At 71.2% G+C, this 20042-nt stretch carries 28 protein-coding genes and 1 pseudogene; 26 read left to right on the top strand and 3 right to left on the bottom strand.

What is annotated here, in order from left to right; translation table 11 throughout:
- Positions 1-526 precede the first annotated feature (526 nt).
- The 3 genes from ADL05_RS23050 to ADL05_RS23040 form a co-directional block, all read right to left on the bottom strand.
- Positions 527-1078: a cysteine hydrolase family protein gene (locus tag ADL05_RS23050; protein ID WP_053619098.1), complete on the bottom strand. Its 552-nt coding sequence runs from the start codon at positions 1076-1078 to the stop codon at positions 527-529.
- Between the two features lie 23 nt (positions 1079-1101).
- Positions 1102-2268 (bottom strand): helix-turn-helix transcriptional regulator, encoded by a 1167-nt coding sequence (locus ADL05_RS23045; RefSeq protein ID WP_053619097.1) that lies wholly within the window; start codon positions 2266-2268, stop codon positions 1102-1104.
- Between the two features lie 109 nt (positions 2269-2377).
- Entirely contained in the window at positions 2378-2707 is a 330-nt protein-coding gene (locus tag ADL05_RS23040; RefSeq protein WP_053619096.1) for a winged helix-turn-helix domain-containing protein, read from the bottom strand.
- A 129-nt stretch (positions 2708-2836) separates the two neighbouring features.
- Here ADL05_RS23040 and ADL05_RS23035 point away from each other — a divergent pair, with 129 nt between their 5' ends.
- From ADL05_RS23035 to ADL05_RS22920, 26 genes and pseudogenes are all read left to right on the top strand, one after another.
- Entirely contained in the window at positions 2837-3502 is a 666-nt protein-coding gene (locus ADL05_RS23035) for a hypothetical protein (RefSeq protein ID WP_053619095.1), read from the top strand.
- 36 nt (positions 3503-3538) lie between these two features.
- Positions 3539-3712, top strand: a complete 174-nt coding sequence (locus ADL05_RS30730) for a hypothetical protein (RefSeq protein ID WP_156365986.1) — start codon at positions 3539-3541, stop codon at positions 3710-3712.
- A 20-nt stretch (positions 3713-3732) separates the two neighbouring features.
- Positions 3733-4008 carry a hypothetical protein gene (locus tag ADL05_RS23030; protein ID WP_053619094.1) on the top strand — a complete coding sequence of 92 codons (276 nt, stop codon included), beginning with the start codon at positions 3733-3735 and terminating at the stop codon, positions 4006-4008.
- Entirely contained in the window at positions 4008-4811 is an 804-nt protein-coding gene (locus ADL05_RS23025) for a hypothetical protein (protein WP_053619093.1), read from the top strand. Before ADL05_RS23030 ends, ADL05_RS23025 begins: the two co-directional genes overlap by 1 nt.
- 84 nt (positions 4812-4895) lie before the next feature.
- Entirely contained in the window at positions 4896-5195 is a 300-nt protein-coding gene (locus ADL05_RS23020) for a hypothetical protein (protein ID WP_053619092.1), read from the top strand.
- Positions 5192-5437, top strand: coding sequence for a hypothetical protein (locus tag ADL05_RS23015; protein ID WP_053619091.1), 246 nt, complete (start codon positions 5192-5194; stop codon positions 5435-5437). The genes ADL05_RS23020 and ADL05_RS23015 overlap by 4 nt, the downstream gene beginning before the upstream one ends.
- Complete coding sequence (locus tag ADL05_RS23010; RefSeq protein WP_053619090.1) at positions 5434-5625, top strand: hypothetical protein; 192 nt, start codon at positions 5434-5436, stop codon at positions 5623-5625. The genes ADL05_RS23015 and ADL05_RS23010 overlap by 4 nt, the downstream gene beginning before the upstream one ends.
- 6 nt (positions 5626-5631) lie before the next feature.
- A complete protein-coding gene (locus ADL05_RS23005) occupies positions 5632-7290 on the top strand; it encodes a hypothetical protein (RefSeq protein ID WP_156365985.1) in 1659 nt (552 codons plus the stop codon).
- A gap of 197 nt (positions 7291-7487) precedes the next feature.
- On the top strand, positions 7488-7883 hold the full coding sequence (locus ADL05_RS23000; protein ID WP_053619088.1) for an RRQRL motif-containing zinc-binding protein: 396 nt from the start codon (positions 7488-7490) through the stop codon (positions 7881-7883).
- 30 nt (positions 7884-7913) lie between these two features.
- A complete protein-coding gene (locus tag ADL05_RS22995; protein WP_053619087.1) occupies positions 7914-8102 on the top strand; it encodes a hypothetical protein in 189 nt (62 codons plus the stop codon).
- Between the two features lie 16 nt (positions 8103-8118).
- A complete protein-coding gene (locus ADL05_RS22990) occupies positions 8119-9822 on the top strand; it encodes a hypothetical protein (RefSeq protein WP_053619086.1) in 1704 nt (567 codons plus the stop codon).
- Between the two features lie 90 nt (positions 9823-9912).
- Complete coding sequence (locus ADL05_RS22985; RefSeq protein ID WP_053619085.1) at positions 9913-12102, top strand: hypothetical protein; 2190 nt, start codon at positions 9913-9915, stop codon at positions 12100-12102.
- Between the two features lie 246 nt (positions 12103-12348).
- Positions 12349-12549 carry a hypothetical protein gene (locus ADL05_RS22980; protein WP_053619084.1) on the top strand — a complete coding sequence of 67 codons (201 nt, stop codon included), beginning with the start codon at positions 12349-12351 and terminating at the stop codon, positions 12547-12549.
- 142 nt (positions 12550-12691) lie between these two features.
- Complete coding sequence (locus tag ADL05_RS32195) at positions 12692-12820, top strand: hypothetical protein (protein WP_255351862.1); 129 nt, start codon at positions 12692-12694, stop codon at positions 12818-12820.
- A gap of 93 nt (positions 12821-12913) precedes the next feature.
- A complete protein-coding gene (locus ADL05_RS22975; protein WP_053619083.1) occupies positions 12914-13468 on the top strand; it encodes a hypothetical protein in 555 nt (184 codons plus the stop codon).
- A gap of 28 nt (positions 13469-13496) precedes the next feature.
- Complete coding sequence (locus tag ADL05_RS22970; RefSeq protein WP_053619082.1) at positions 13497-13697, top strand: hypothetical protein; 201 nt, start codon at positions 13497-13499, stop codon at positions 13695-13697.
- A gap of 72 nt (positions 13698-13769) precedes the next feature.
- Positions 13770-14285, top strand: a complete 516-nt coding sequence (locus tag ADL05_RS22965) for a hypothetical protein (RefSeq protein ID WP_053619081.1) — start codon at positions 13770-13772, stop codon at positions 14283-14285.
- A 76-nt stretch (positions 14286-14361) separates the two neighbouring features.
- The gene (locus tag ADL05_RS22960) at positions 14362-14571 is read left to right on the top strand and encodes a hypothetical protein (protein WP_053619080.1); all 210 of its coding nucleotides are present in this window, start codon (positions 14362-14364) and stop codon (positions 14569-14571) included.
- 9 nt (positions 14572-14580) lie between these two features.
- The gene (locus tag ADL05_RS22955) at positions 14581-15186 is read left to right on the top strand and encodes an NUDIX domain-containing protein (RefSeq protein ID WP_053619079.1); all 606 of its coding nucleotides are present in this window, start codon (positions 14581-14583) and stop codon (positions 15184-15186) included.
- Complete coding sequence (locus tag ADL05_RS22950; RefSeq protein WP_053619078.1) at positions 15183-15494, top strand: hypothetical protein; 312 nt, start codon at positions 15183-15185, stop codon at positions 15492-15494. The genes ADL05_RS22955 and ADL05_RS22950 overlap by 4 nt, the downstream gene beginning before the upstream one ends.
- Before the next feature lie 118 nt (positions 15495-15612).
- Positions 15613-16059: a hypothetical protein gene (locus ADL05_RS22945; protein ID WP_053619077.1), complete on the top strand. Its 447-nt coding sequence runs from the start codon at positions 15613-15615 to the stop codon at positions 16057-16059.
- 73 nt (positions 16060-16132) lie between these two features.
- The gene (locus ADL05_RS22940) at positions 16133-16567 is read left to right on the top strand and encodes a hypothetical protein (RefSeq protein ID WP_053619076.1); all 435 of its coding nucleotides are present in this window, start codon (positions 16133-16135) and stop codon (positions 16565-16567) included.
- Positions 16564-17283 (top strand): hypothetical protein, encoded by a 720-nt coding sequence (locus tag ADL05_RS22935; RefSeq protein WP_053619075.1) that lies wholly within the window; start codon positions 16564-16566, stop codon positions 17281-17283. The genes ADL05_RS22940 and ADL05_RS22935 overlap by 4 nt, the downstream gene beginning before the upstream one ends.
- A 196-nt stretch (positions 17284-17479) precedes the next feature.
- Positions 17480-17938 (top strand): hypothetical protein, encoded by a 459-nt coding sequence (locus tag ADL05_RS22930; protein WP_053619074.1) that lies wholly within the window; start codon positions 17480-17482, stop codon positions 17936-17938.
- A 128-nt stretch (positions 17939-18066) separates the two neighbouring features.
- Positions 18067-19050: a hypothetical protein gene (locus ADL05_RS22925; RefSeq protein ID WP_053619073.1), complete on the top strand. Its 984-nt coding sequence runs from the start codon at positions 18067-18069 to the stop codon at positions 19048-19050.
- Between the two features lie 230 nt (positions 19051-19280).
- A pseudogene (locus ADL05_RS22920) lies at positions 19281-20042 on the top strand (rRNA adenine N-6-methyltransferase family protein); the annotation flags it as partial.

Below are 20042 nucleotides of genomic sequence, written 5' to 3'. Positions count from 1 at the left end.
ACCACCTGCTTGGACACACCGAACCGCTCGGCGATGTCGACCGCCGTGACCGAGGAGGAGAACTCCCCCTCACTCTCGTTGACGAAAGCCCGCAGGAAGGCGTACGCCCCCAACGCACGGGCGTCGACAGCCTCGTTGAACATCACGAACCCCGGGATCTGGAAGTGGGGCAAAAAAAGAGGGACCCCGTCGGGGCCCAGAATCGGAGTGCCGTCCTCATGGACGGGCTGCTGCAACGGGTATGACAAAGTCAGCCTCCCTCGGCCGACCTCACAACGCCCCCAGACTGGCCCAAGCGCACCAAACAGGTACGATGGGCCTTGCATCAGTTGGGTGAGCGGTTGCAGGTCGACTAGCTCATCGACAGGCGAGGGACCCGGTTGCCGCCGGGACCTCGCCTCTTTTCATTTCAGGACTGGGTGTGGGGTTCTCCTTGCCAGCTGGATGCGCGCGGCCGACGCTAGCGCGCGGCGAGCACACTGCTCAGAGGACAAGGCAGGACAGCGCGGACATCGGTGATGTCCGGCTAGGACGCCAGCGGCACCTGCAGACCCAGCTCCGCACTGGTCGTCAGCTGTGCAGACCCCAGGTTGCGCCGCATGACGAACACGCCCGCGTCGTGTGCCTGCTGCCCGGCGTGCGAGGCGCACCCGTCGGTGATGACCACGGGGCGCAGGTGGCGCTCGAACGCTCCGACCGCGGTCTGGGCCACGCACGACTCGGTGTCCAGGCCGACGATGTAGACGTTCTTCCAGCCCCGGCGGTCGAACAGCTCCACCCCATCGGGTGTGAACGCGGTGTAGACCGTCTTGTCGAGCACGTGCGAGCCGGCCACATAGGGCTGGAGTTCGGCCACGATGTCTATCTCTGGGCTCGCCTGCATCTTGAACCACCCCATGAACTCGACGTAGGGGCTGTTCGGATGGTTGAGGTACCGGGTCATCACGACGGCGCCTCCGGCCGCCTGCCACTGCTCGACCAGGCTCACCACGACCGGCACCACGTGCTCTGATTCCGCTGAGACGAAGCCGTTCTGCATGTCGATCGCTACGAGGACGTCGGTGGGAGCGGGGCGCATGGGCGCGTTCCTTTCAGGTTCGTTTACAGGGTTCGTGCGGGGGACGCATCACGCAGCAGGTCGATGGTGGCGGGCAGCATCGTGCGAAGCTGCGAGGTTTCGAGAACGGCATCGCGCATGCTGCGCACCTGACGGGTCTCGGTCGGGCGGGGGCGAGCGATCCTGCTGCTCACACCGCGCAGCCACCGCCACCCGTACGACGGGTCCACCTGGGGGTCGTGCCCTACCTCGGCCGTCTCGCAGACGGTGTGGCACAACGACCACAGCGCCTGGTACAGAGTCTCGACATCGCCCAGCTCCTCGGGGTGCAGGGCTCGGTCCACCGCCAAGGGAGCGTAGGCCACACCCGACCAGCTCGCGTAGCCCACTGAGACGCCCGACAGGCCGAAGTCGACCAGGTCGGGCCCTGCCTCGAACCCTTGTTGCCAGACGGCTCTCTCAGCGACCTCGGCGCCGGCCCGAAGCTGTTCCACCGAGGGATCACCCTGGCGGCGCAGCAGCGCTGAGGGGGTACTCATGACGCGCACCGCTGTGTCCAGGTCCTGACCCGCCCACGCCGAACGGGCGAGCCACCAGGTGCCGAGCACGTACTCGGGCGAGGCCGAGATCGCAGGCCAGGTACGACGTAGGAGGTCACCGATGTGGGGCCGGTCGACCTCGTAGCTCGTGTGGCGCCACACGGCCAGGTCGGCCAGATTGGCGAAGGCCACGGTCTGGCGGAGCTCGGCGACCAGGACACCGAAGCCAAAGACAGTCACGGTCAACCGGGCGTGGTCGTCGTGCGGCCACGGCATCACCATGCGCGAGCACCTGCTGCCGTCGATCTCATGAGCTTCCATCCCCGGATGCTCGGCCACGCGCGCGGCCAGGCTGGGGGTGATCGTCACAGGGATGTACTTGCGGCAGGTCACGGTAAGGGCCGACGGTGCGCTCGACGGACTCTCGGCTCGGGGCGCGCCGAACAACTCCACGGCGGAGGTTCTGAGGACTTCGCAGATCAGGCCCTGGTAGTACTCAGTCGGGTTCTGCACCTGACCGGACTCGATCCGCTTGATCGCGCGGTCAGCGGATTCGAGCGCGATCTGCCCCCGCGAGGCCCCAGCGACACGCCGAGCGAGTTCGGCGCGAGACCAGCCAAACTGCTCACGGGCCAGGATCAGGGCGCGGTTCTGTCGTGGGGGAGAGGGCACGGTCTTCGATCCTCACATGAGGGGACACACGTGATGTCAGTGGTGTCCCGTGATGTCCTCTGGGCTGGGCGGACTCGGCTCGGGATGCTTGCTGCATGAGTTCGCAACGTCACGGTGAGGTCCCCTCGCGGGAGCGCAGGTCCTTGAGCTGCCCCTCAACGACCGCCAAGCGGGCCTCCATGTCCCTGAGCCGCTCTTCCACCGTGGGCTCGGCCGCTCCCGGTTCGGTCACGAACCACCCGACTCCCTGTTGGGGATGGGCACGCCCCTCCTCCTGGAGTTTCTGCAAGGCCCTGCGGGCCGTCACGTGGGCGACCCCATGGTCCTTCACGAGGGCGTTGATGCTTGGGTACTTGTCCCCCGGCGCCAGGCGCCCCTGCTCCAAGGCTTCCCGCAGCGCCTCCAGGACGCGCAAGTACGGCTGCTGTGTGGTTGGCATGTACTGATCTTACCTATCTCACTCATCGAAGTTAAGTGGCGCGCCGTGGCTTGACAATGTCACTGTGCTTAGTCATGCTAACTTATGTAAGCACAGTTGGTCGAGTGCAACGAGCACGGGGGAGTTGCTATGTCGCTGGTCCTGCAGGTCGTCAACGCTACGGGTGCTACCCGCGCCGAGGTTCTCCGTGTTGCTCGTGAGGGCGCTACCACCGCTGCTGACCAGAAGATCGCCGAGGCCATCGAGGCCGCAGGCGGCCGTAAGGCCGCAGACCTGGTGGTTGGGACCTGGCGGGCCGAGCACCGCCGCCTCCAGCGCGCCCTGTGGGAAGAGACCAAGGCTGAAGACAGGGACTTCCTGGCTAAGCACGCCGCCCAGGCAGGGATCACCGACGTTGAACCCCTCCTCCCCGCGGTCGTGGAGACCCGTGAGACGTCCTCCGCCTCCACCAATCCCAATGCCATCTATGACCCCGAGGTCACCGTCTACAGCGAGGACACCGCGCCCGACTCCCCCAACCGCATCGCTCCGCACCACCCCCGCGAAACCGCCGAGGACGCTGGCCCGACCCGCGAGGAGCAGGCCGCGACCGCGCACGCCGACCTCGCGCACCTCCTGGACGACAACCGGCTCGCCGCCCGGCTTGCCAAGAAGTGGGCCTCCCGCATCAGCGCGGTCCACCAGGCCGCGCGGCGAGAGGTACAGCGCCTCCTGCTCTCCCACTCCGATCCCCGCATCGCCCGCCGCACCGCGTACAGGGCCCGCCAGGCCCGACGCATGGCACTGACCGCCTGACCTCGACCGACCGCCACGACTCCCCGGGGAGATCCCGTGCCCGAGACACGCACTGACCTGTCCGACGATCTCGACCGCATCGACCTGGTCGACCACCCCGACGGCATTCGTGCCGGGGTCCGAGAAGCCAGCGCCGCCGCCCACCGGCTCGTCCAGAGCTGGCTGCACGGCCCCGACGACGATCAACTGCCCACCCCGGACGCCGCCTGACCAACCAGAAGGAGATCACCGTGCCCACCGACTACACCCGTGTCGTGACCTTCGAGCGGATCGGCTTGCACACCGACATCGAGCCGCTGACTGTCAAGGCCTACAACGAGTTCGACTTCCGTCACCAGATCTACTTCCGTGCTGTGCAGTTCCTCGCGCCGACCACCGAGTTCAAGGTCGACGCCCACCCCGACGTCGTTGACGGCTCCCTGTACGCGGTCGACAGCCCCGGCGGGCGCGGTCCGCTCCTGGGCTCGCTGACCGTGTCCCTGCCCCAGCCGGAAGGTGCTGCCTGATGAACCTCTTGTACGCCTGGCTCCACCGCGGCTGCGACAAGGCCACCGCCGACCGGGAGTCCGTGCTCCGCGAGCTCCAGGCCCGATGTGCCCGCCTGGACGACGAACAGGGCCAGCTGGCCGACGTCGCCCGCCGACAGACCGAGCGGGCCGAGACCCTGGCCGACGACCTGCTGGCCGCCGACCACAGGGCCGAGGAGATCGAGGCGGCGTGCTCCGACCTGGAGTACGCGCTCACCGAGGCCGACATCCCCAACCATCTGCGGGATCGCCTGGACCAGCTCCGGAAGCTGACCGACGAGCACCAGGAGGTGCAAGAACAGTTCAAGCAGAGCGCGGACCGCTACCTCCGGGCGCGGGACCACATGCTGGCGGCCGCCCACGCGGCCGGGACGCTGGCCCGCACCTACGCCCTGGCCGAGGGCGCCCATATGACCCGCGCCAGCGGGGACGCCGAGCAGACGCTGGCCGGAGTGCAGACTCTGAACTTCGTCGGGTTCTCGACCTGGGGCTGCCAGAGCGCGGTCTGCCTGGAGGACACCCGGGAGCTGGTCTGGCACGAGAGCGCGCCGGAACGGGCGCACCTGGCCTGTCGGTGCGGCCGCGTCTGGCAGGCCGGGGCGGGCGCTGTGGAGCGCGCCGAGCGCGAGACCCGCACCTGTGAGGCCTGGGGGACCAGTCGGCGGACTTTGCGCCGTTGGTCGCAGATATCCGGCCCGACGCTGGAGGCCATCGACCGGGCGCTGCCCGGCCCCGACGAGCTCCGGCTCGTCGAGGTCGAGGCTGACGTCGTGACCGTCTGAACCCCTGCACACAGCAGTGAGCCCCGTCCGGAGACCGCCGGACGGGGCTCTGGCACACCACACCCCGTGAAGAAGGAGATGAGCATGCGCAGCACCGAAGGTACCCGCCCGTTCCTGGCCGTCGTCGGCTCCCAGTCCACCGAGATCCGCCGCTGCTGGTGCGGATGGGAGATCGTGTGCGGCGACCGCGCCACCGCCGACCTGGACCAGGCCACCCACCGGATCGAGGATCACACCACTGACGCCGAGCGCGAGCGCATCGCTGAGGCCGTGGCCGCCTACCAGGGCGTGTTCGCCGGGATCGACGAGGCCCTGCCCGCCCACCTGCTCCCCGCGATCATCCACCAGGCCCTGCTCGCGGAGTCGGAGGAGGTGGCCGCATGAAGCGCGCCGAACTGCCCTCGCGCCTGGGCGCGGTCCTGGTCGCGATGCCGACCCGCCACCGGATCAGCCGCTTGGCCCTGGTCGTCCTCGCGGTGGGGTCGCTCGCGTGGATGGTGGCCACCGGCACGGCCCCCGTCCTGCTCCTGATCGCGGCCGGGGTGGCGGCGGCCGGACTGGTCGGCGCGACTGTGGAAATCGCCCTGCTCGTCCGTGACGCCAACTTCACCCAGGAGCGCCGGTGAGCCTGATCGGCCAGACCACCATCACGCTGCTGACCATGCTCTGGCTTCTGCTCGTGGTCGTGCTCGTGGTGTACGCCGGGGCGTTCGCGGCCGCCGTGTTCGGCCTCCCGTGGGTGGTCGCCCTGCAAGCGCTCGAATCCAAGGTCAACCCCGACGCCTACACCGACGACACCGACGAGGAGGAGTGAGGGCCCTTGGCCCTGCTACTGATGGGGCTCGGCATGGCGGTGACCGTGATGGTCTGCGCCTTGCTTCTGGCCGTGACCAGCGGCCGGTACCTGACTTCTACGGCTGACCAGCGCCGATACCCCATATCACGCAGTGAGGCACCCGCCGAGTCGCAGACGGCGGGTGCCTCTCATCATGCCTACCACGAGAGGAGATCCAGCATGCGCTGGAACTGGAAGAGGAAGCCCAACACGGCCCCGCCGACTCCCGCCCCGGGACCGGTCCGGCAGGACTCCGAGCCCGATCCGGCTCCGGAACCGGAGCACGTCCAGGAGGAGAGCACCGCTCTGGCCGAGCCCGTGACCGGTCCGATTGCCCAGCCGACTGCGGACTGGTCCTGGATCACTCCGACCCGGGTGGCCGTGGCCGCGGCCATCGTCCCGTCAGCGCTGTCGCTGGTGTGGGTAGCGAGCACTGTCGCGGAGATCACCGGCGGCGCCAGCGGTCTGGTGGCGGGCATCTTCGCCGACGTGCTGATCGTGTCCACCGTCGCGGTGGGATGGTTCAACGCCGACGTGCGCCGCCAGGCCAGTCTCGGCGGATGGGTCGCCTCGATCGCTGCCGGTCTACTCCTGGGGTGGCACCACTGGGGGACCGAGGAGGTCGCCTTCGCCCTGGTGCCCGTGGGGGCGAAGTTCCTTTGGCACGTGGCGTTGACAGCCCGCACCGCGTGGGAGCGCCGACGCGACCAGGCCGCCCGGTCCCGCGCGGAAGCCGAACGCCAGGCCCGTGAGGCCACCGAGACCCGCGAGGCCGCCGAAGCCGGCGCCGACGACTGCTCCCTGACCGTGGAGCAGCGGCGCCAGATCGCGGACCTCAAGCGAGCCGCGGCGTTCGCCCGGGCCAAGGCCGACGCGGAGGCGGAGGAGTCCAAAGCCAAGATCCACGCGGAGCAGACCGTGGACATGGCCACTGACCAGGCGGAGGCGGAACGGCTCAAGGCTCGCTATGAGCTGGCCGCGCAAATCGGCGGCCGCTTGCCGCTCGCGGTGCTGGCGCAGTTCCTCCCCGATCTGCCGGGAGTGGAGGTGTCCGAGGTGCCCACCAGGAACGGGGCGCACTCGCGCCTGGAAGCGGCTCCGCGCCCGGAGGTCGCCGCTGCCGCGACCGTCCCGGCGGGGTTCGGCGCGGGCCTGATCGAGGCCAGCGCCAGCACACATCGCAAGACCGCCCCGGCTGCCAACAATGCTGGGTCTGACCTGCGCGAACACCCCAATGGGGCGGCCCCCGCGCCGGTTCCCAGCAATGCTGGATCTGACCTGGGAGAACGCCCGCAGGAAGTGCAGGGCGCGGCCCTGGCCCGTCAGCGACTGATCGAGCAGACCGCACGCCGCCGGGCGGACGCCATGGCCCTGTGGAAGCAGGGCTGGTGCGCCCCCGAGATCGCTCACCAGATGGGTCGCGACAAGCGCACGATCCGCAGCTACCTGGCCGAGGAGGGCGTGACCGCCACCGACATGGAGCGCCGCATCCGCGACCGTGTCCAGGCCTACATCGAGCACAAGGGACCCGACACCGAGACCCGCGCCATGGCACGTGACCTGCACCTGAGTCGTAACGACGCCAAAGACGCCCGCGAGCGCCTGGCTGCCGACGGCCACCAGGTCTACGGCACCGAGCAGTAACCCACCACCCGGCCCCCGCCCCCGCGCGGGGGTCGGCGCCCCGCTCCGGCGGGTGCGCACGCCCTCCCCAGCTCTAGCCGGGGCGGGCGTGCGCACTACTCCGGCGTCCGGCGCGGCCCGTACCGCGAGACCTTCAGTGTCCGCGCGTGAGAGCCCGCCTGCCACCTGCACCGATAACCCACCGCGAAAGGAGACCGGTGGCCCACGACGATTTCTTCGACCCCGAAGGGAAGCGCCACGGACTACCGACCTACCCCCGCAACCTCGCCCCGCGCGGGCTGATGACCAGGGCCCAGCTCCTGGACCTGGGCCTTGGCCTGGGCGGACAGCACCCGGTGGCCCAGCTCATGTGGCGATCCCGGTGCGGCGGCTCCAAGGACGGAGTGCGCAACGCCTGGCTGTACTACGTCCACCTGGCCGCGCCCAAACAGCCACTCACCCCGGCCAAGGAGCGGTCCCTGGCCCGCGCCTACATCGCGCGTTGCACCTGCCGCGAGTGCGGCGAGATCCACCCGTACTGCCTGCCCACGAGCATCGGCCGCGTGTGCCCGCCGGGCACCGGATGCGCCGCTGACGTGCGGCTGGCCGCCTAGCCCTACACCTCACCCCGAAGGGAATCTGTCATGATCCGTGGCTTCTTCGCCCGCCTCATCCCCATCTGCGTCGTCCTCATCGTCGTCCTGTGGTTTTTCAGGGCTCCGGAGTCCGTGGCCGGGTTGATCGTCGGCGCGGTCGGCCTGATCGGTGAGGGCGCCGACGCGATGGGCCGTTTCGCGACCTCACTCACCCCGGCCATCGACACCCTGCTCTGACCTGGAGTGATCACCGATGCACACTGACACCCACGACGAGACGGACGCGCCGCCGGGCGCGGACGAGACCGAGATCCCCGAACCGACCCCGCTCCCGGAGACCGAGAGCACTCCCGGTGCTCCCGAGACCGGCGGCGGACAGAACGACGACCAGGACGAGACCGGCGAGGGTCCGCCGCCGCTGCCCCCGCTGCTGGAGACCGGCGCATCCACGCTGGCCACCGCCGGATCCGGGATCTACGCCGCCACGGGCGCGGCCGGGCTGGTGGCGGCCGCGGGGATCGCGACCGTGGCCGGGGTCGCCTACGGGGTGAGCCGAGCCCGCGCCACCCGCGCCGGGGCCGCCGGTTCCCGGGCCGGGGCCGCGCGCTCCGGTCGGGGCGCCGCCGGGGCAGGCCGTGGCGGCCGGTTCCTCGGATCCGGTGGCGGCGGGCTGAGCGGCCGCACCGCCCGGGGCGCCGGCCGCGGGGCTGGTGCCGGATCGCGTGCGGGAGCCGGTCTGGGCGCAGCGGGGGGCCGTCACCGGTCCGCCGCTGGCGGCCTGGCGGGCGCTTCCCGCTCCGGGGCCGGGCGGGGAGCTGGCGGGCTCGGGCGGGGTTCTTCCCCGGCCGGGCGCGGCGGTTCCCGCTCCTCCGGCGGCGGGAGCCTGCTTGGCGGAGGGTCCTCCTCCGCAGGTCGGCGCGGTTCCGGACGGCGTGGTTCGGGTACCTCTCGGGGCGGTGGCGGCGGGCTGCTCGGCGGAGGCGGGGCCTACCGGGGCCGCTCCGGCGGCGGACGCGGTCGGAGCGGCCGGGGCGGGGGCCTGTTCGGCCCGGGAGCGGGCAGCGCCGCCCGATCCAGCCGCCGCCGGGGGCGTGGCCGGTCGACGTCGATCATCGACCCCGCGACCGGTCGCAGTAGGACCGGGGCCTCCCGGGGCAGGTTGCGTCGCGGCCTGCGCGCCGGTTGGACCCACCCGAGGATGCGTCGGGCCCGCGCCATCACCCGCCGGGGCTGGTCCAGGGGCCGCACTCGGATCCGCTCCCACACCAAGCGCCTGTCCTCCTACCTGCGTAAACGCAAGTGGGTGCTGCGGATGCGCGGGTGGAGGCGGGGCCTGTGGGACTGGTTCGGGGGCCTGTGGGCGTCCCTGCTCGGCCGGGCCCGCGACCCCCGCTACGGGCCCATGCGCGGCTGGCAGCTCGGTATCGCCGCCGCCGCGATCGGCGCCCTGGGCGCCGGCGGCAAGAAGTCCACGCCCCGCCCGCCGCTGGTGGGGCGCATCATCGGCACCGCCGCCCCCGTACCGGGCGACGGTCCGTTCGTCATGGCAGGGCGCACGATCTTCGCCCTGACCACTGGAGAAGAGAAGGAGACCCCATTGGCACCCGAGGTTCAGCGCGTCCGTGACGCAGCGCAGGAGATCCAGGACGCCCTGGCCGCACTCGGCGGGTCCGCCGTCGGCATGCTCGCCTACGAGCAGGGCCTGAAGGAGCTGGGCCCGACCCTGGCCGCGATCGCGGACGGGGTCAAGAACATGGCGACCACCGCCGAGGACGAGCAGCCGCTCGACGGCTCGGTGCTGGAGTTCTTCGGCACGATCGAGGACGCCGCCCGCGGCGCGTCCGAGGTCGCCGAGGAGCTTCCCGGGCTGTTCCGGGCCGCCCACGAGGTGGAGCTGGACCGCTTGGAGAACCCGCGCAACAACGAGCAAAAGTGGGACGTCTCCCAGCAGGACTGACCACCTTTTGCGCAGTACAGACCACTTCCCGGGGCGGGACCAGCACGGTCCCGCCCCGCGTCGTTGCCGCCCCCGGTGAAGGAGCAGACCATGGTCGCCGCGACCGCCAAGACCACCACGAAGACGAAGAAGAGGAAGCGCCCCACCAAAGCCGAGATCGAGGAACGCAAGCGCCGCTGGAGCCACCAGCAGGGCCCGTTCCTGGGGGCGTTCAACGCCGCCTCCGCCGCGATGGCGGTCGCCTCGTTCGGATCGCTGCCCGAGGTCGCCCTGGCCCCCGCCTGGCCGCTCGCGGCCGGCGCGGTCGGCGCCACCGCGGCGTTCACCCGCGCCGCCGGGGCCGGGAGCCCGTGGGTCTCGCGCCTGTACCGCAGCGCCCGCTGGATCGGCTACACCGGCTGGTGCTCCTGGGCGCTGGCCTCCGGCGGCCCCTGGGAGGTGTCCACGATGGCGGCGCTGGGGGTGGGCACCCTCGCCGCCGCCGTCCTGGCCCCCGCGAGCAAGTCGTTCGAGATAGCCGCCGAGGACCGCCACACGGCTGAGGAACGCATGAAGCGGCGGGCGGGCCTGGCCGGGGAGTGGGAGGCGCGCATCAACCGCATCTGCAAGATCGCCCGGCCCGGAGTGCGGGTCACCGACATCGCCGAGTGGATGATGCCCGACCCCGAGACGCCGGAGGAGAAGAGGCAGACCGGCATGTCGATCGTGCTGGAACTGCCCCAGGGCTCCAGCTCCTGGAAGACCATCCGCCAGCGGGCCGAGGAACTCGCCGCCGACGCCGACCTGCCCGACTCCTGCGGCATCGAGGTCACCTCCCACGGGTCCCGACGCCGGGTCCTGCTGCTGGTCAGCACCCTGGACGCCCTGGCCGACGACATCCCGGCCGGGGAGGACTTCTCCGCCCTGTCGATCTACGACCCGCTGCCGGTCGGCATGTACCGCGACGGCAGCTTCGTGAAGCTGAACCTGAAGTGGTCCTCGATGGCGCTGATCGGTGCGGTCGGCTCGGGCAAGAGCGCGCACCTGTCGCTGATCATCCGCCAGCTCCTGCGCTGCACCGACACCCTGGTCATGGGCGTGGATTTCAACGGAGGCAAGGCGTTTTTGCCGTTCCTTCGCCCGTGGCTGGAGGGCAAGACCGCCAAGCCGGCGATCGACTGGGTGGCCACCACGCCGAAGGAAGCCCACATGTTGTTGGACTTCCTGCTGGCCGCGATCCCGGCCCGGTCCTCGGGCTACGCGGAGCTGATGGCCTCGGCCAACGACGACAAGGTCCCCAGCTCGTCCGCGGTGCCGCACATCACCTTCGTCTCGGATGAGACGGCCGACCTGCCCCGCGAGATCAAGAACAAGATGGTCGAGCTGTCCAACCGGTCCCGCGGTGTGTCGATCCGGCAGGTCACCTGCGCCCTGCGGGCGGTCTCCCAGGGTGGTGAACAGCTCCCCAAGCCACTGATGGCACAGGCCGGGGTGCGCACGGCGATGAGGGTCAACGACGACTCCGAGTTGCAGCACATGTACGGGTACTCGCGTGGCCTGCCCAAGGCAGGGGAGATGCCGGAGGCCGGGTACGGGCTGGTCCAGCCCACCACGTCCGATCAGCCCCGGATCTTCAAGGGCCTGCTGGTCAAGCCGGACGACTCCCAGAAGGCCGCGATCGAGACCGACGAGCGGCGCCCGGTCATGGACGAGGTGACCATCAACGCTGGCCGGGACGCCTACCTGCGCAGGTGGGATCGGGCGCACGCGGCCGGGTGGCTGGGCACCAAGCCCCCGGCCGCCCCGACGAAGCAGGCCGTCACAGCCCCGGGTCCGGAGGCCGGAGACAAGCCGGGCACGGCGCGGCCGACGCTGGCGGACCTCGACCTGGGCGGCGCCGTCGAGCGCGCCCGAGCCAAGCGCAAGGAGCTGGAGGACCGCAACCGCCGCCAGAAGCAGGCCCGCGAGTCCGACGACGGGTTCGCCGAGATCGTGCGCGGCCTGCAGGGGCTGACCCCTGGAGGAGAGGTGCCCCGGCTCCTGGCGGTGGCGATCGAGCAGGCCACCGACAAGGGTGTCCACACCCGCGTCCTGGAAGCGACCACGAAGATGCCGGGCGAGCGGATCCGGGAGCTGCTCGCGATGATCGGGCTCACCCCGGACGCGACCACATTCAGGATGCACCCGGGCAGCGAGTCGCCCAAGCTCCGCGGCTACCGGCGCACGGAACTGGACCGCGTCGCGGCCGAGATCGAGCTGGGCGACATCCAGGTACCGGAGGAAGTTCGCGACGCTCTGTGACCGTCCCGGGGTCACGGGCCTGGGACACGCCACCGTCCCAGCCCTGGGTCACCCCTGGGACGCCCCAGGGGTGACCCAGCACCGTCCCAGGCGCTGGGACGCCTACTGAACAGGGCGTCCCAGGGTGGGACGCACCAGAGTCCCACCCCCGCCGGGCGCCTCCAACGCGCCTTCACGCGGGTCGGGGGCAGGGTGCGTCCCACCTTGGGACACGCCCGCACACCACTCGCCCATGATCTACAGAGAGTGATCATTGTGGATATCGACTGGCCGCGCACCATCGGCGCCGGTGGGGTCACGCTCGCGGTCCTGGTGGCCGTGTACGTGGCCGATTTCCTCGAAAGCGAGGGCCTCGACGAGCCGCCCGCCGGCCTCTGGCCCCTCATCGGCGGGGTGCCCGGAGTGGTCCTCGGGATGCTCATCGCGAACCTCTTCTTCCCCGGGTGATCGCTCTGCCCACCGACCCCGCGCACGGGATCGGTGAGCGGAGGGGCCACCCGGTCCGCAACACAAAACGGCCCCACCCGATGCCTGGAAGCGGGGTGGGGCCGTCTCTCCCGATCGCGAAACCAAGAGAGGTCTTGATCCTATGCGCTCCGTCATCCGCCGCTGGACCCGCCTGTCCCCCGTCGTCGCCGACGTCCAGTGCGACCACTGCGGGGAGTGGTTCAACCCCGCCAGCCCGGACGCCAGCTACCCGCACAACAACCACCGCTGACCCTTGCTGCGTCCGCGAGCACCACTGACCCCGCCGCCCCGGAGCTCCACCCGGGGCGGCCCCGGTCCCATCCCGACCACCACCGGGAGCACCATGCAGCACTGGCAGGTCCAGCGCGACGGCCGCCCGGCCCACGGGCTGATCCTCGCGCCGTACGAATCCGGCACCACGACCCTGCTCGCCCGCATCGCCCGCGCCGCCACCGCCGCTGGGATGCGCACCTGGCACGCCGACCCGCTGGCCCTGGACCCGGTCATGGCCCAGGCGTGCGACTGGGCGAGCGAGCACCCCGGCCAGGTGGTGGACGCCGCGCTCGCGCGCTCGCACCCCGTGCCCACCCTGCTCCTGGTCGACCATGCCCACCACGCGGTCGAAGACCGCCTCGCCGACTGGGAGCGCCTGGCCGAGCGCGGGCCCGGCCGGGGGATCGCCCTGGTCGCCGCCACCCCCACCCTGACCCACAGCGGCCTCGGCAGCGCCCTGCTGCGCGACGAGCTGGCCCAGTCCCAGTACGCGGTCCTGGGCGACCTCGGTGTCCACGGCCGCGCTGATGCCGCCCGGGCCCTGCCCGACTGCCCCGACCACCCCGGCGGCGGCGTGTACGTGCGCCCTGCCCGAACCCCGGCGCCGGCCCGGGCCGCCGCCTGAGCACACGGAAGCCCTGGGAGGACTGAGCGTGGACTGCACCAACCTCGACTGCGAGGAACCCGCGAGCGACCTGCTGCGCTACCAGGCCCCTGACCGCGAACACCGCTACACGCTGTGCCCGTACCACCTGGACCGCGCCCATGAGTGGCTAGCGGCCCGCCCCACGCTGGCCGTCACCGCGATCTCCGAGCGGTTGACGGCCCCGCTGGACCAACCCGCCCTGTTCTGAAACCACACACGCGACCCCGGCCCATGCCTGGACAGCCCGGCCGGGGTCGCTGCCTCGAAAGGCAGGACCAGTATGCCCACCTACTGCGACTCCACGATGGTCGCCGTCCTGATCACGGCCGACGACGAGCTGGTGTTGGTCCAACACCAGCTCGGGATGGGCGCCCCCGCCGCGCACGCCCTGGCCCTGCACAGCACCTGGATCAGGGCCGCCCGCGAGGAGACGGCCGCCCAGACCGGTCTGAGCCTGGTCGACGCGCACGCAGTGACCAGCGGCCGACTGCCGGACCGGTGCACCCGGCCCCTCCCTTGGGGGCGCGCCCCCGGCCACACATGGCAGTGGTGGCAGGGCCGTGGACAGGGTCAGGTCCGCCGTCCCTGCGCCGCCCCTCGCACCGGCTGGTACGACCGCGGGGAAGCGCAATACCTCGCCGAACTCACTCTCGAACACGCCCGCGGCCACCGCACCGACGCCGAGCACACCCAGGAGCCCGGTCTCATCGCGGCGCACGCGCTGTGGATGCACCGCCTGGGCGTGATCGAACTGGCCACCGACGACCGGGCCCTGATGGCCAAGCTCTGCGCGTGACCGGTGATGCCTCTGGCCCGTCCCGCGCCGACGGGGCGGACCGGGGGGACCACCGGTCCTGAATCGAAGGAGAGAGATGTCCGCCCGTCTGCGCCTGGTCGACGACCAGGACCTCACCCATGCCCAGCTCGGCGAGGGCGCCGAGGTGCAGGTGACCCTGCCCGGGAAGCTCCTCGACACCTACGAGGTCAGCGGGGTCTTCCACTACGTGGTCGAGATCGACTCCCGCCGGATCGTCATCGCGCCCGCGATCGACGGCACCACCATCACCCGCACCGACACCTGAAGGAGCGCCATGAGCACGGACACCACCACGAAGACCATGAAGCGGTGCTGCGGGACATCCGTCGGCGGGCGCCTGACCCGCACCGACCCCGCCACCGGCCTCATCCAGTTCGCGATCCTTGGCCGCGGCTGGTGGCCCCCGGCATGGGGGCTGTTCGCCGGCCACGCCCGCGACCACGGACAGCCCGATTTCAAGGCGGCCGTCGTGGCGGAGGGCTCCGAGGAACTGGGCATCCGCGTGACCGGCATGCGCGAGCTGTTCACGGTCCACCTCCCGAACCTGTGCGCGAGTCTGCCGCACGAGCCGACGCCGGGGCACCTGTGGACGGTCTTCGACATCGAGACCCCCGACACGGTGCTGACCCCGGCCCCGGGGGAGACGACCGGCGCCGAGTGGGTGACGCAGGAGGAGCTTCAGCGCCTGGCGGAAGTCACGATCACCTTCGCCCACTCGGGGCGCCCGGCCCAGGAGCAGCCGCGGCTCTCCCTCGAAGCCGTGTGGGTCGAGCTGCTGGCGCGCACCGGCGACATCACCGTCTCCGACACCGACCGGGCCGCCGTGGCCCGCCTCTACACCACCACACCGCCCGAGTACTGGCTGGGAGGCCGTCCGTGAAGCGTCGCATCACCGCAGACGAAGTCGCGGCCCACCCCGACTGGATCCGCGCGCTCTACCTCCAGGGCCTGCGCCCCGACGTCGAGATCGAGCGGGGGCGCCGGCATCTGCTCAGCGCCGGGCTGCGGCACTCCGCCACCGATCCCGACGAGGACCGTTACGCCTGGATACATGACAAGGGCCGCGCACGCAGCGCTGGCCACGGTTGGTGCGCGATGGCGCCAACCAGTGCACCCGAGCGCTGCCCCGGGGCCGGAGGCCGCCGCAGCGATGGCGTCGGCTTCATGCCCAGGTTCCGTCCCTGGTGACTGGCCATGCCGGTCCAGCACACCCAGTTCTGCGGTAGCCCCTTTGCACGAATGCTCCAGCTAGGGGTGGTCTCCACCGCCATGATGGAGACCACCCCTCTCGCGAATCGAGGACATCATGACCGTCACCGTCACCGGCCCTGAGCTGCACCAGGCGCTGCGCAACTGGGCATCCGGCCTTCACACCGACCGCGCCGCCCTCGAACTGCTCATCGAGCACGACATGTGGCTCAACCGCCGCGACTTCGTCGCCAACCATGTCCACTGGGTTCCCAAGGAACAGCTGGCCCTGCCCGACGAGCCCCTCGCCATGATCGAGTGGTCCGAGGCCGCAGCCGCTCTGGACGCCGGAGACCTGATCGCTTCCTCCTCCCAGGCCGCCATCTTGCGGATCGCACTCTCCCTGGTCGGAGTGCGCTCGGTCGACCTGCGCGAGGCCCTGAGCGGGCTGGGGTGGGCCAGCGTCGGACCGGTCTGCGGCGCCATGGCGGCCGCCGCTGGCGCCGAGCGCCAGGTGCTCATCACCGTGGCGCCCACGCCGCGGCCCGACTTCCTGACCGAGTAGGACGGGTGACCACCCTCTACGAGCACACCGCCGTGTTCACCGCGCCCGACACCGACTTGGAGAACCCCAACCCATGCAGATCACCCTGGACCCCGAGGGCCCCCACGAACCCGAGTCCACCCGCCAGACCGCAGCCGCCGTCAGCGAAGCCGTCCGGGTGCTCAACTACGCCACCCGCCACGCCAGCGGAGGCCTGGACTGGCCCGCTGATGTCTACTCCGTGCTCGGCCATCTGGCCACCGGAGCGGCTCGGCTGCCTCAGAGCCTGACGCAGATGACCGACTGGATGGCCGCCGAGATCCAGGCCGGGCACGTCCGGGAGAACCCGAGCTACGGCCGCCACGGCGGCGATGCCGATGCGGCCCGCGCGGCCATGGCCGGACACCTCCAGGAGGCCGCCGCGGCCGCCGGCCAGCTCCACAACGCCCTGATCGCTGCCCAGCAAGCAGCCTCCGGCCTGGAGTCCACCCGCAACGACGCCGAGGAAGAGGACGAGGAGGATCAGTGAGCACTCCTGAGGAGCGAGGCCGCGAGGTCGTCGACTGGATGGTCCGTCTGGTGCATTCCAAGACGCTGACCGCGGATGAGGTAGCCGCACAGATGGACCACACCGAGGACCTGGCCCTGCTAGTGGCCCGGTTCACGGTCGGCTCCGAGGCCCGCCTGTGCCGCGCTCGACAGCGCGCCGTGCTCGGGCTCCCCGGGCACGAGTCCGCGCCCCCTTCCCTGGCCGAGGAGCTGGCCGAGGCGATGAGCCACCACACCCCCGGCACGCCGCTGGCCCCGGAGCTGGTTCAAGCTCTGGCCGAGGTCCGCGACCAATGGAGCTCCGCCGGCGCCTCTGCGTGCGAGGAGCCCTACACCGCCGAAAGGAGGCGTGTGAGCATCGACGACATCATCGTCGGGCTGCGCACCTGGACCCACAATCATGATCCGCACGTGAGAGCGGCCGTGGAGTTGCTCATCACCCACGACGACGGCATGTGGCTGCGCCGCCGCGAGTTCGTCGAGACGTTCGTCAAGACCAGCGGGCCCGAGTTCTACATCGCCTTCAGCGCCTTGGCCGACGCCCTCGCGGCCGGGGAGGGTCCCGGGGCGTCCGAGACCGAGACCGGCATCCTGCGGCTGGCCGCTGACCTGGCCAACGACCGCTGGCGCATCAGCCGGATGGGCGACGAGACCGTGCACCTGGTGCGGGTGGCCATCGCGACCGCCACCGAGTGACCACGGGGCCCGCCTGCGCCCTGCACACCCGCGGGAGTGTCCGGCTCTCTCCGGACCCGCGGCGTGGCCGAACGCCGGGCCACCGACATGATCGGGGTCGACCGGACCCGACTGAACCCCTGGTGGCCCTTCCCTCCCCCGATGCGGGCGGGAAGGGCCACCGCCACATCCTGGCCAGCAGAAGGAGAAGCACCCTGTGCGAAAACACCAGATCTGGCTCCGCCTGGGCCACGGCAAGGGCGACCTGTGCGTGATCGACGCCCAGCGCGAGGACGGCACCCGGCGCCGCTACCACGGCAAGGTGCTCGGCTGGACGGCCGAGAACCGGCTGGTGATGGAGGTCGTCGAGTACGCCGACGGAGAGCCGGTGCGCAAGAAGTACGGCATCGACCCCGAGGACGCCCAGCGCGCCTATGTCGCGGACCGCAAGCAGGCCGAGCGCGAACGCCTGGCCGCACTGCCCAAGGCCAGCGGGCCGCAGGTGCAGTACGCCCTGTCCCTGCTGCGACGGATCAGCGACGAGGAATGGACCGCCACCCCACGGGGCGAGCGCGGTGAGGCCCGCCCCAGCGAGGACGAACTGTGGCTGATGCTCAGCGAGGAGATCAGCGAGCTGATCGACGACATCAAGGACGTCCAGGAATGGGGGACCTGATCGGATGAGGGACCATCATCGCCCCTGCGAGGGGAACAGGCCCGGCCTCACGGCCGGGCCTACTGCGTGAAGGGGCCCAACACCCCCGGCGCTGGCGGATTGTCACCGGTACGGCACACACTGGACCCATGAGCGCGCCCCCTGCGATCGGCCCCCGCCACCTGCCCGAGATCCGCCACCGGCTCGCCGCCTGGTACGCCTCCCCCGCCGCGGTGAACACCGTTGCTGCCTCCGCCGAGCTGGGCACCGATCAGGCCGGCCGCGTCGCCGAGCGCTGGCGCCAGGCCCTGGACCGGGCGGGCATGGTCTACGTCGCCGAGGACATGTGCGAGACCGCCCAGGAGATGGCTGCCAAGCTGAGCACGCTCGCCGTGGACGCCGATAACGACCTCCCCCAGCCCCACGGAATCCTCATCTGGGGGCGCCGCCCCCAGGTTCCGGTCGACCCCGACGACGGCATGCACTACGCCCCGGACGGCGTCGTGTGGACCACCCGCGGCCGCGTCATCGAGGTCGGTCTCCTGATGAACCCGAACACCACCGACCCGCCCCGGCTGGGCCAGACCCTGCGCGCCGGCGTTGAGCGCCACACCCCGCCCCACCTGATGCCCGATGTGATCCCGCTGTGGGAGTGCCGCATCCCGGCCGACGGCCGCGAGCGCCCCTGGTCGGCGCTGATCAACGGGGACGGCGCCCGGGAGGCCGAGAGCGACACCGTGGCCGCGATGCGCATGCTGCTGGCGACCTGGCTCACCATTCGCCAGCCCGTGAGCCGCCGCAGTCTCCACGACGTCGAACGGGTCAGCGCCCCCCGCGCGTCAGCGCGGCGCATCGAGCGCGCCGGCGGGGACTCTGCCCGCACCGTCGACTGCGTGACCCTGCGCCGGTTCGAGCCGCCCAGCGGGGCCGCCACCGGCACACGACCCTCGCCCGGCACCGGGGCGGGGCGCAACTACAGCGTCAGGTGGTGGGTCAGCCCTCACCGGGTCACGGTCCACCGCCGGGAGGACGGACCCGAGCGCATCTGGCGCGGCCCCTACCTGGCCATCCCCGAGGGGTGCGAGACCGCGCCCATCCGCGGCGAAGAACGGGTGTACGTGCTGCGCCGGTGAACGGATGTGGCCAGGTGCAGCCATTCCCGTGACAGGGCGCTGCCGACGGGTTACGTTCCCAGAAGTGACGTCCTGACAGCGAGGAGCGCGGGAATGGGCAAACATGACAACCCGGACAAGCCCACTGACGGCGGGTCCGGCGGGTCGGGTGGCAGCGACGGAAGCCGCCCCAACGACCACGGCAACGAAGGATTTCCCTCCCCTGGTCAGGACGGTAAGAGGCCCACCTAGTGACAGGACAACCCCCGCCCGGGGCGTCTCTGGCCCGGCTCCTCAGCACGCAAGGAGCCCTCACCGACCCGCGATGGCACCGGGCCGTCCTGGCCACTGACCGGACCGCGTTCATCCCTGACACCCTCTACGGCCTCGACCCCGTCCACCCGGGATGGGAGTGCCCCGTTACCCGCGAGGACCCCCGATGGGACCGATGGGCCAGCGGCGACTACGCCCTCGTCACCCAGGTCGACGACGGCGAACCCCAGGGGCCGGAAGGGCGCGGTCGGCTGGCGACGTCCAGCCTCAGTCAACCGTCCCTGGTCGTGGCCATGCTCCAGGCCCTGGACGCCGCTGACGGGCACCGGGTCCTGGAGATTGGGACCGGTGCTGGGTACAACACGGCGCTGCTGTGCGAAGTGCTGACCGATGCCGCGGTGGTGTCGGTGGAGGTTGACTCGGCTTTAGCCACAACCGCGGTCGAGAACCTGGCCGCCGCCGGGCACCACCCGAGGGTGCTCGCGCAGGACGGCATCGGCCACCCCGTCAGCGGTGTGGGGATGGGCATGTTCCACAGGTTGGTCGCGACCGTGGCAGCACGAACCATCCCCTACTCCTGGGTGGCCCAGGTCTACCCCGGCGGGGTGATCGTCACCCCTTACCAGGTCGGCACCACCGACGGCGTACTCGTGCGCCTGGAGGTCGGCGAGGACGGTACCGCGCACGGCCGGATCATTGGCGACGCGCCGTTCATGCTCCTGCGCTCCCAGCGCCCCGGT

Source organism: Nocardiopsis sp. NRRL B-16309 (assembly GCF_001279585.1).
GTDB lineage: Bacteria > Actinomycetota > Actinomycetes > Streptosporangiales > Streptosporangiaceae > Nocardiopsis.
The sequence above is the reverse complement of the archived record's forward strand: the minus strand, read 5'-3'. Positions and strand labels throughout refer to the sequence as shown.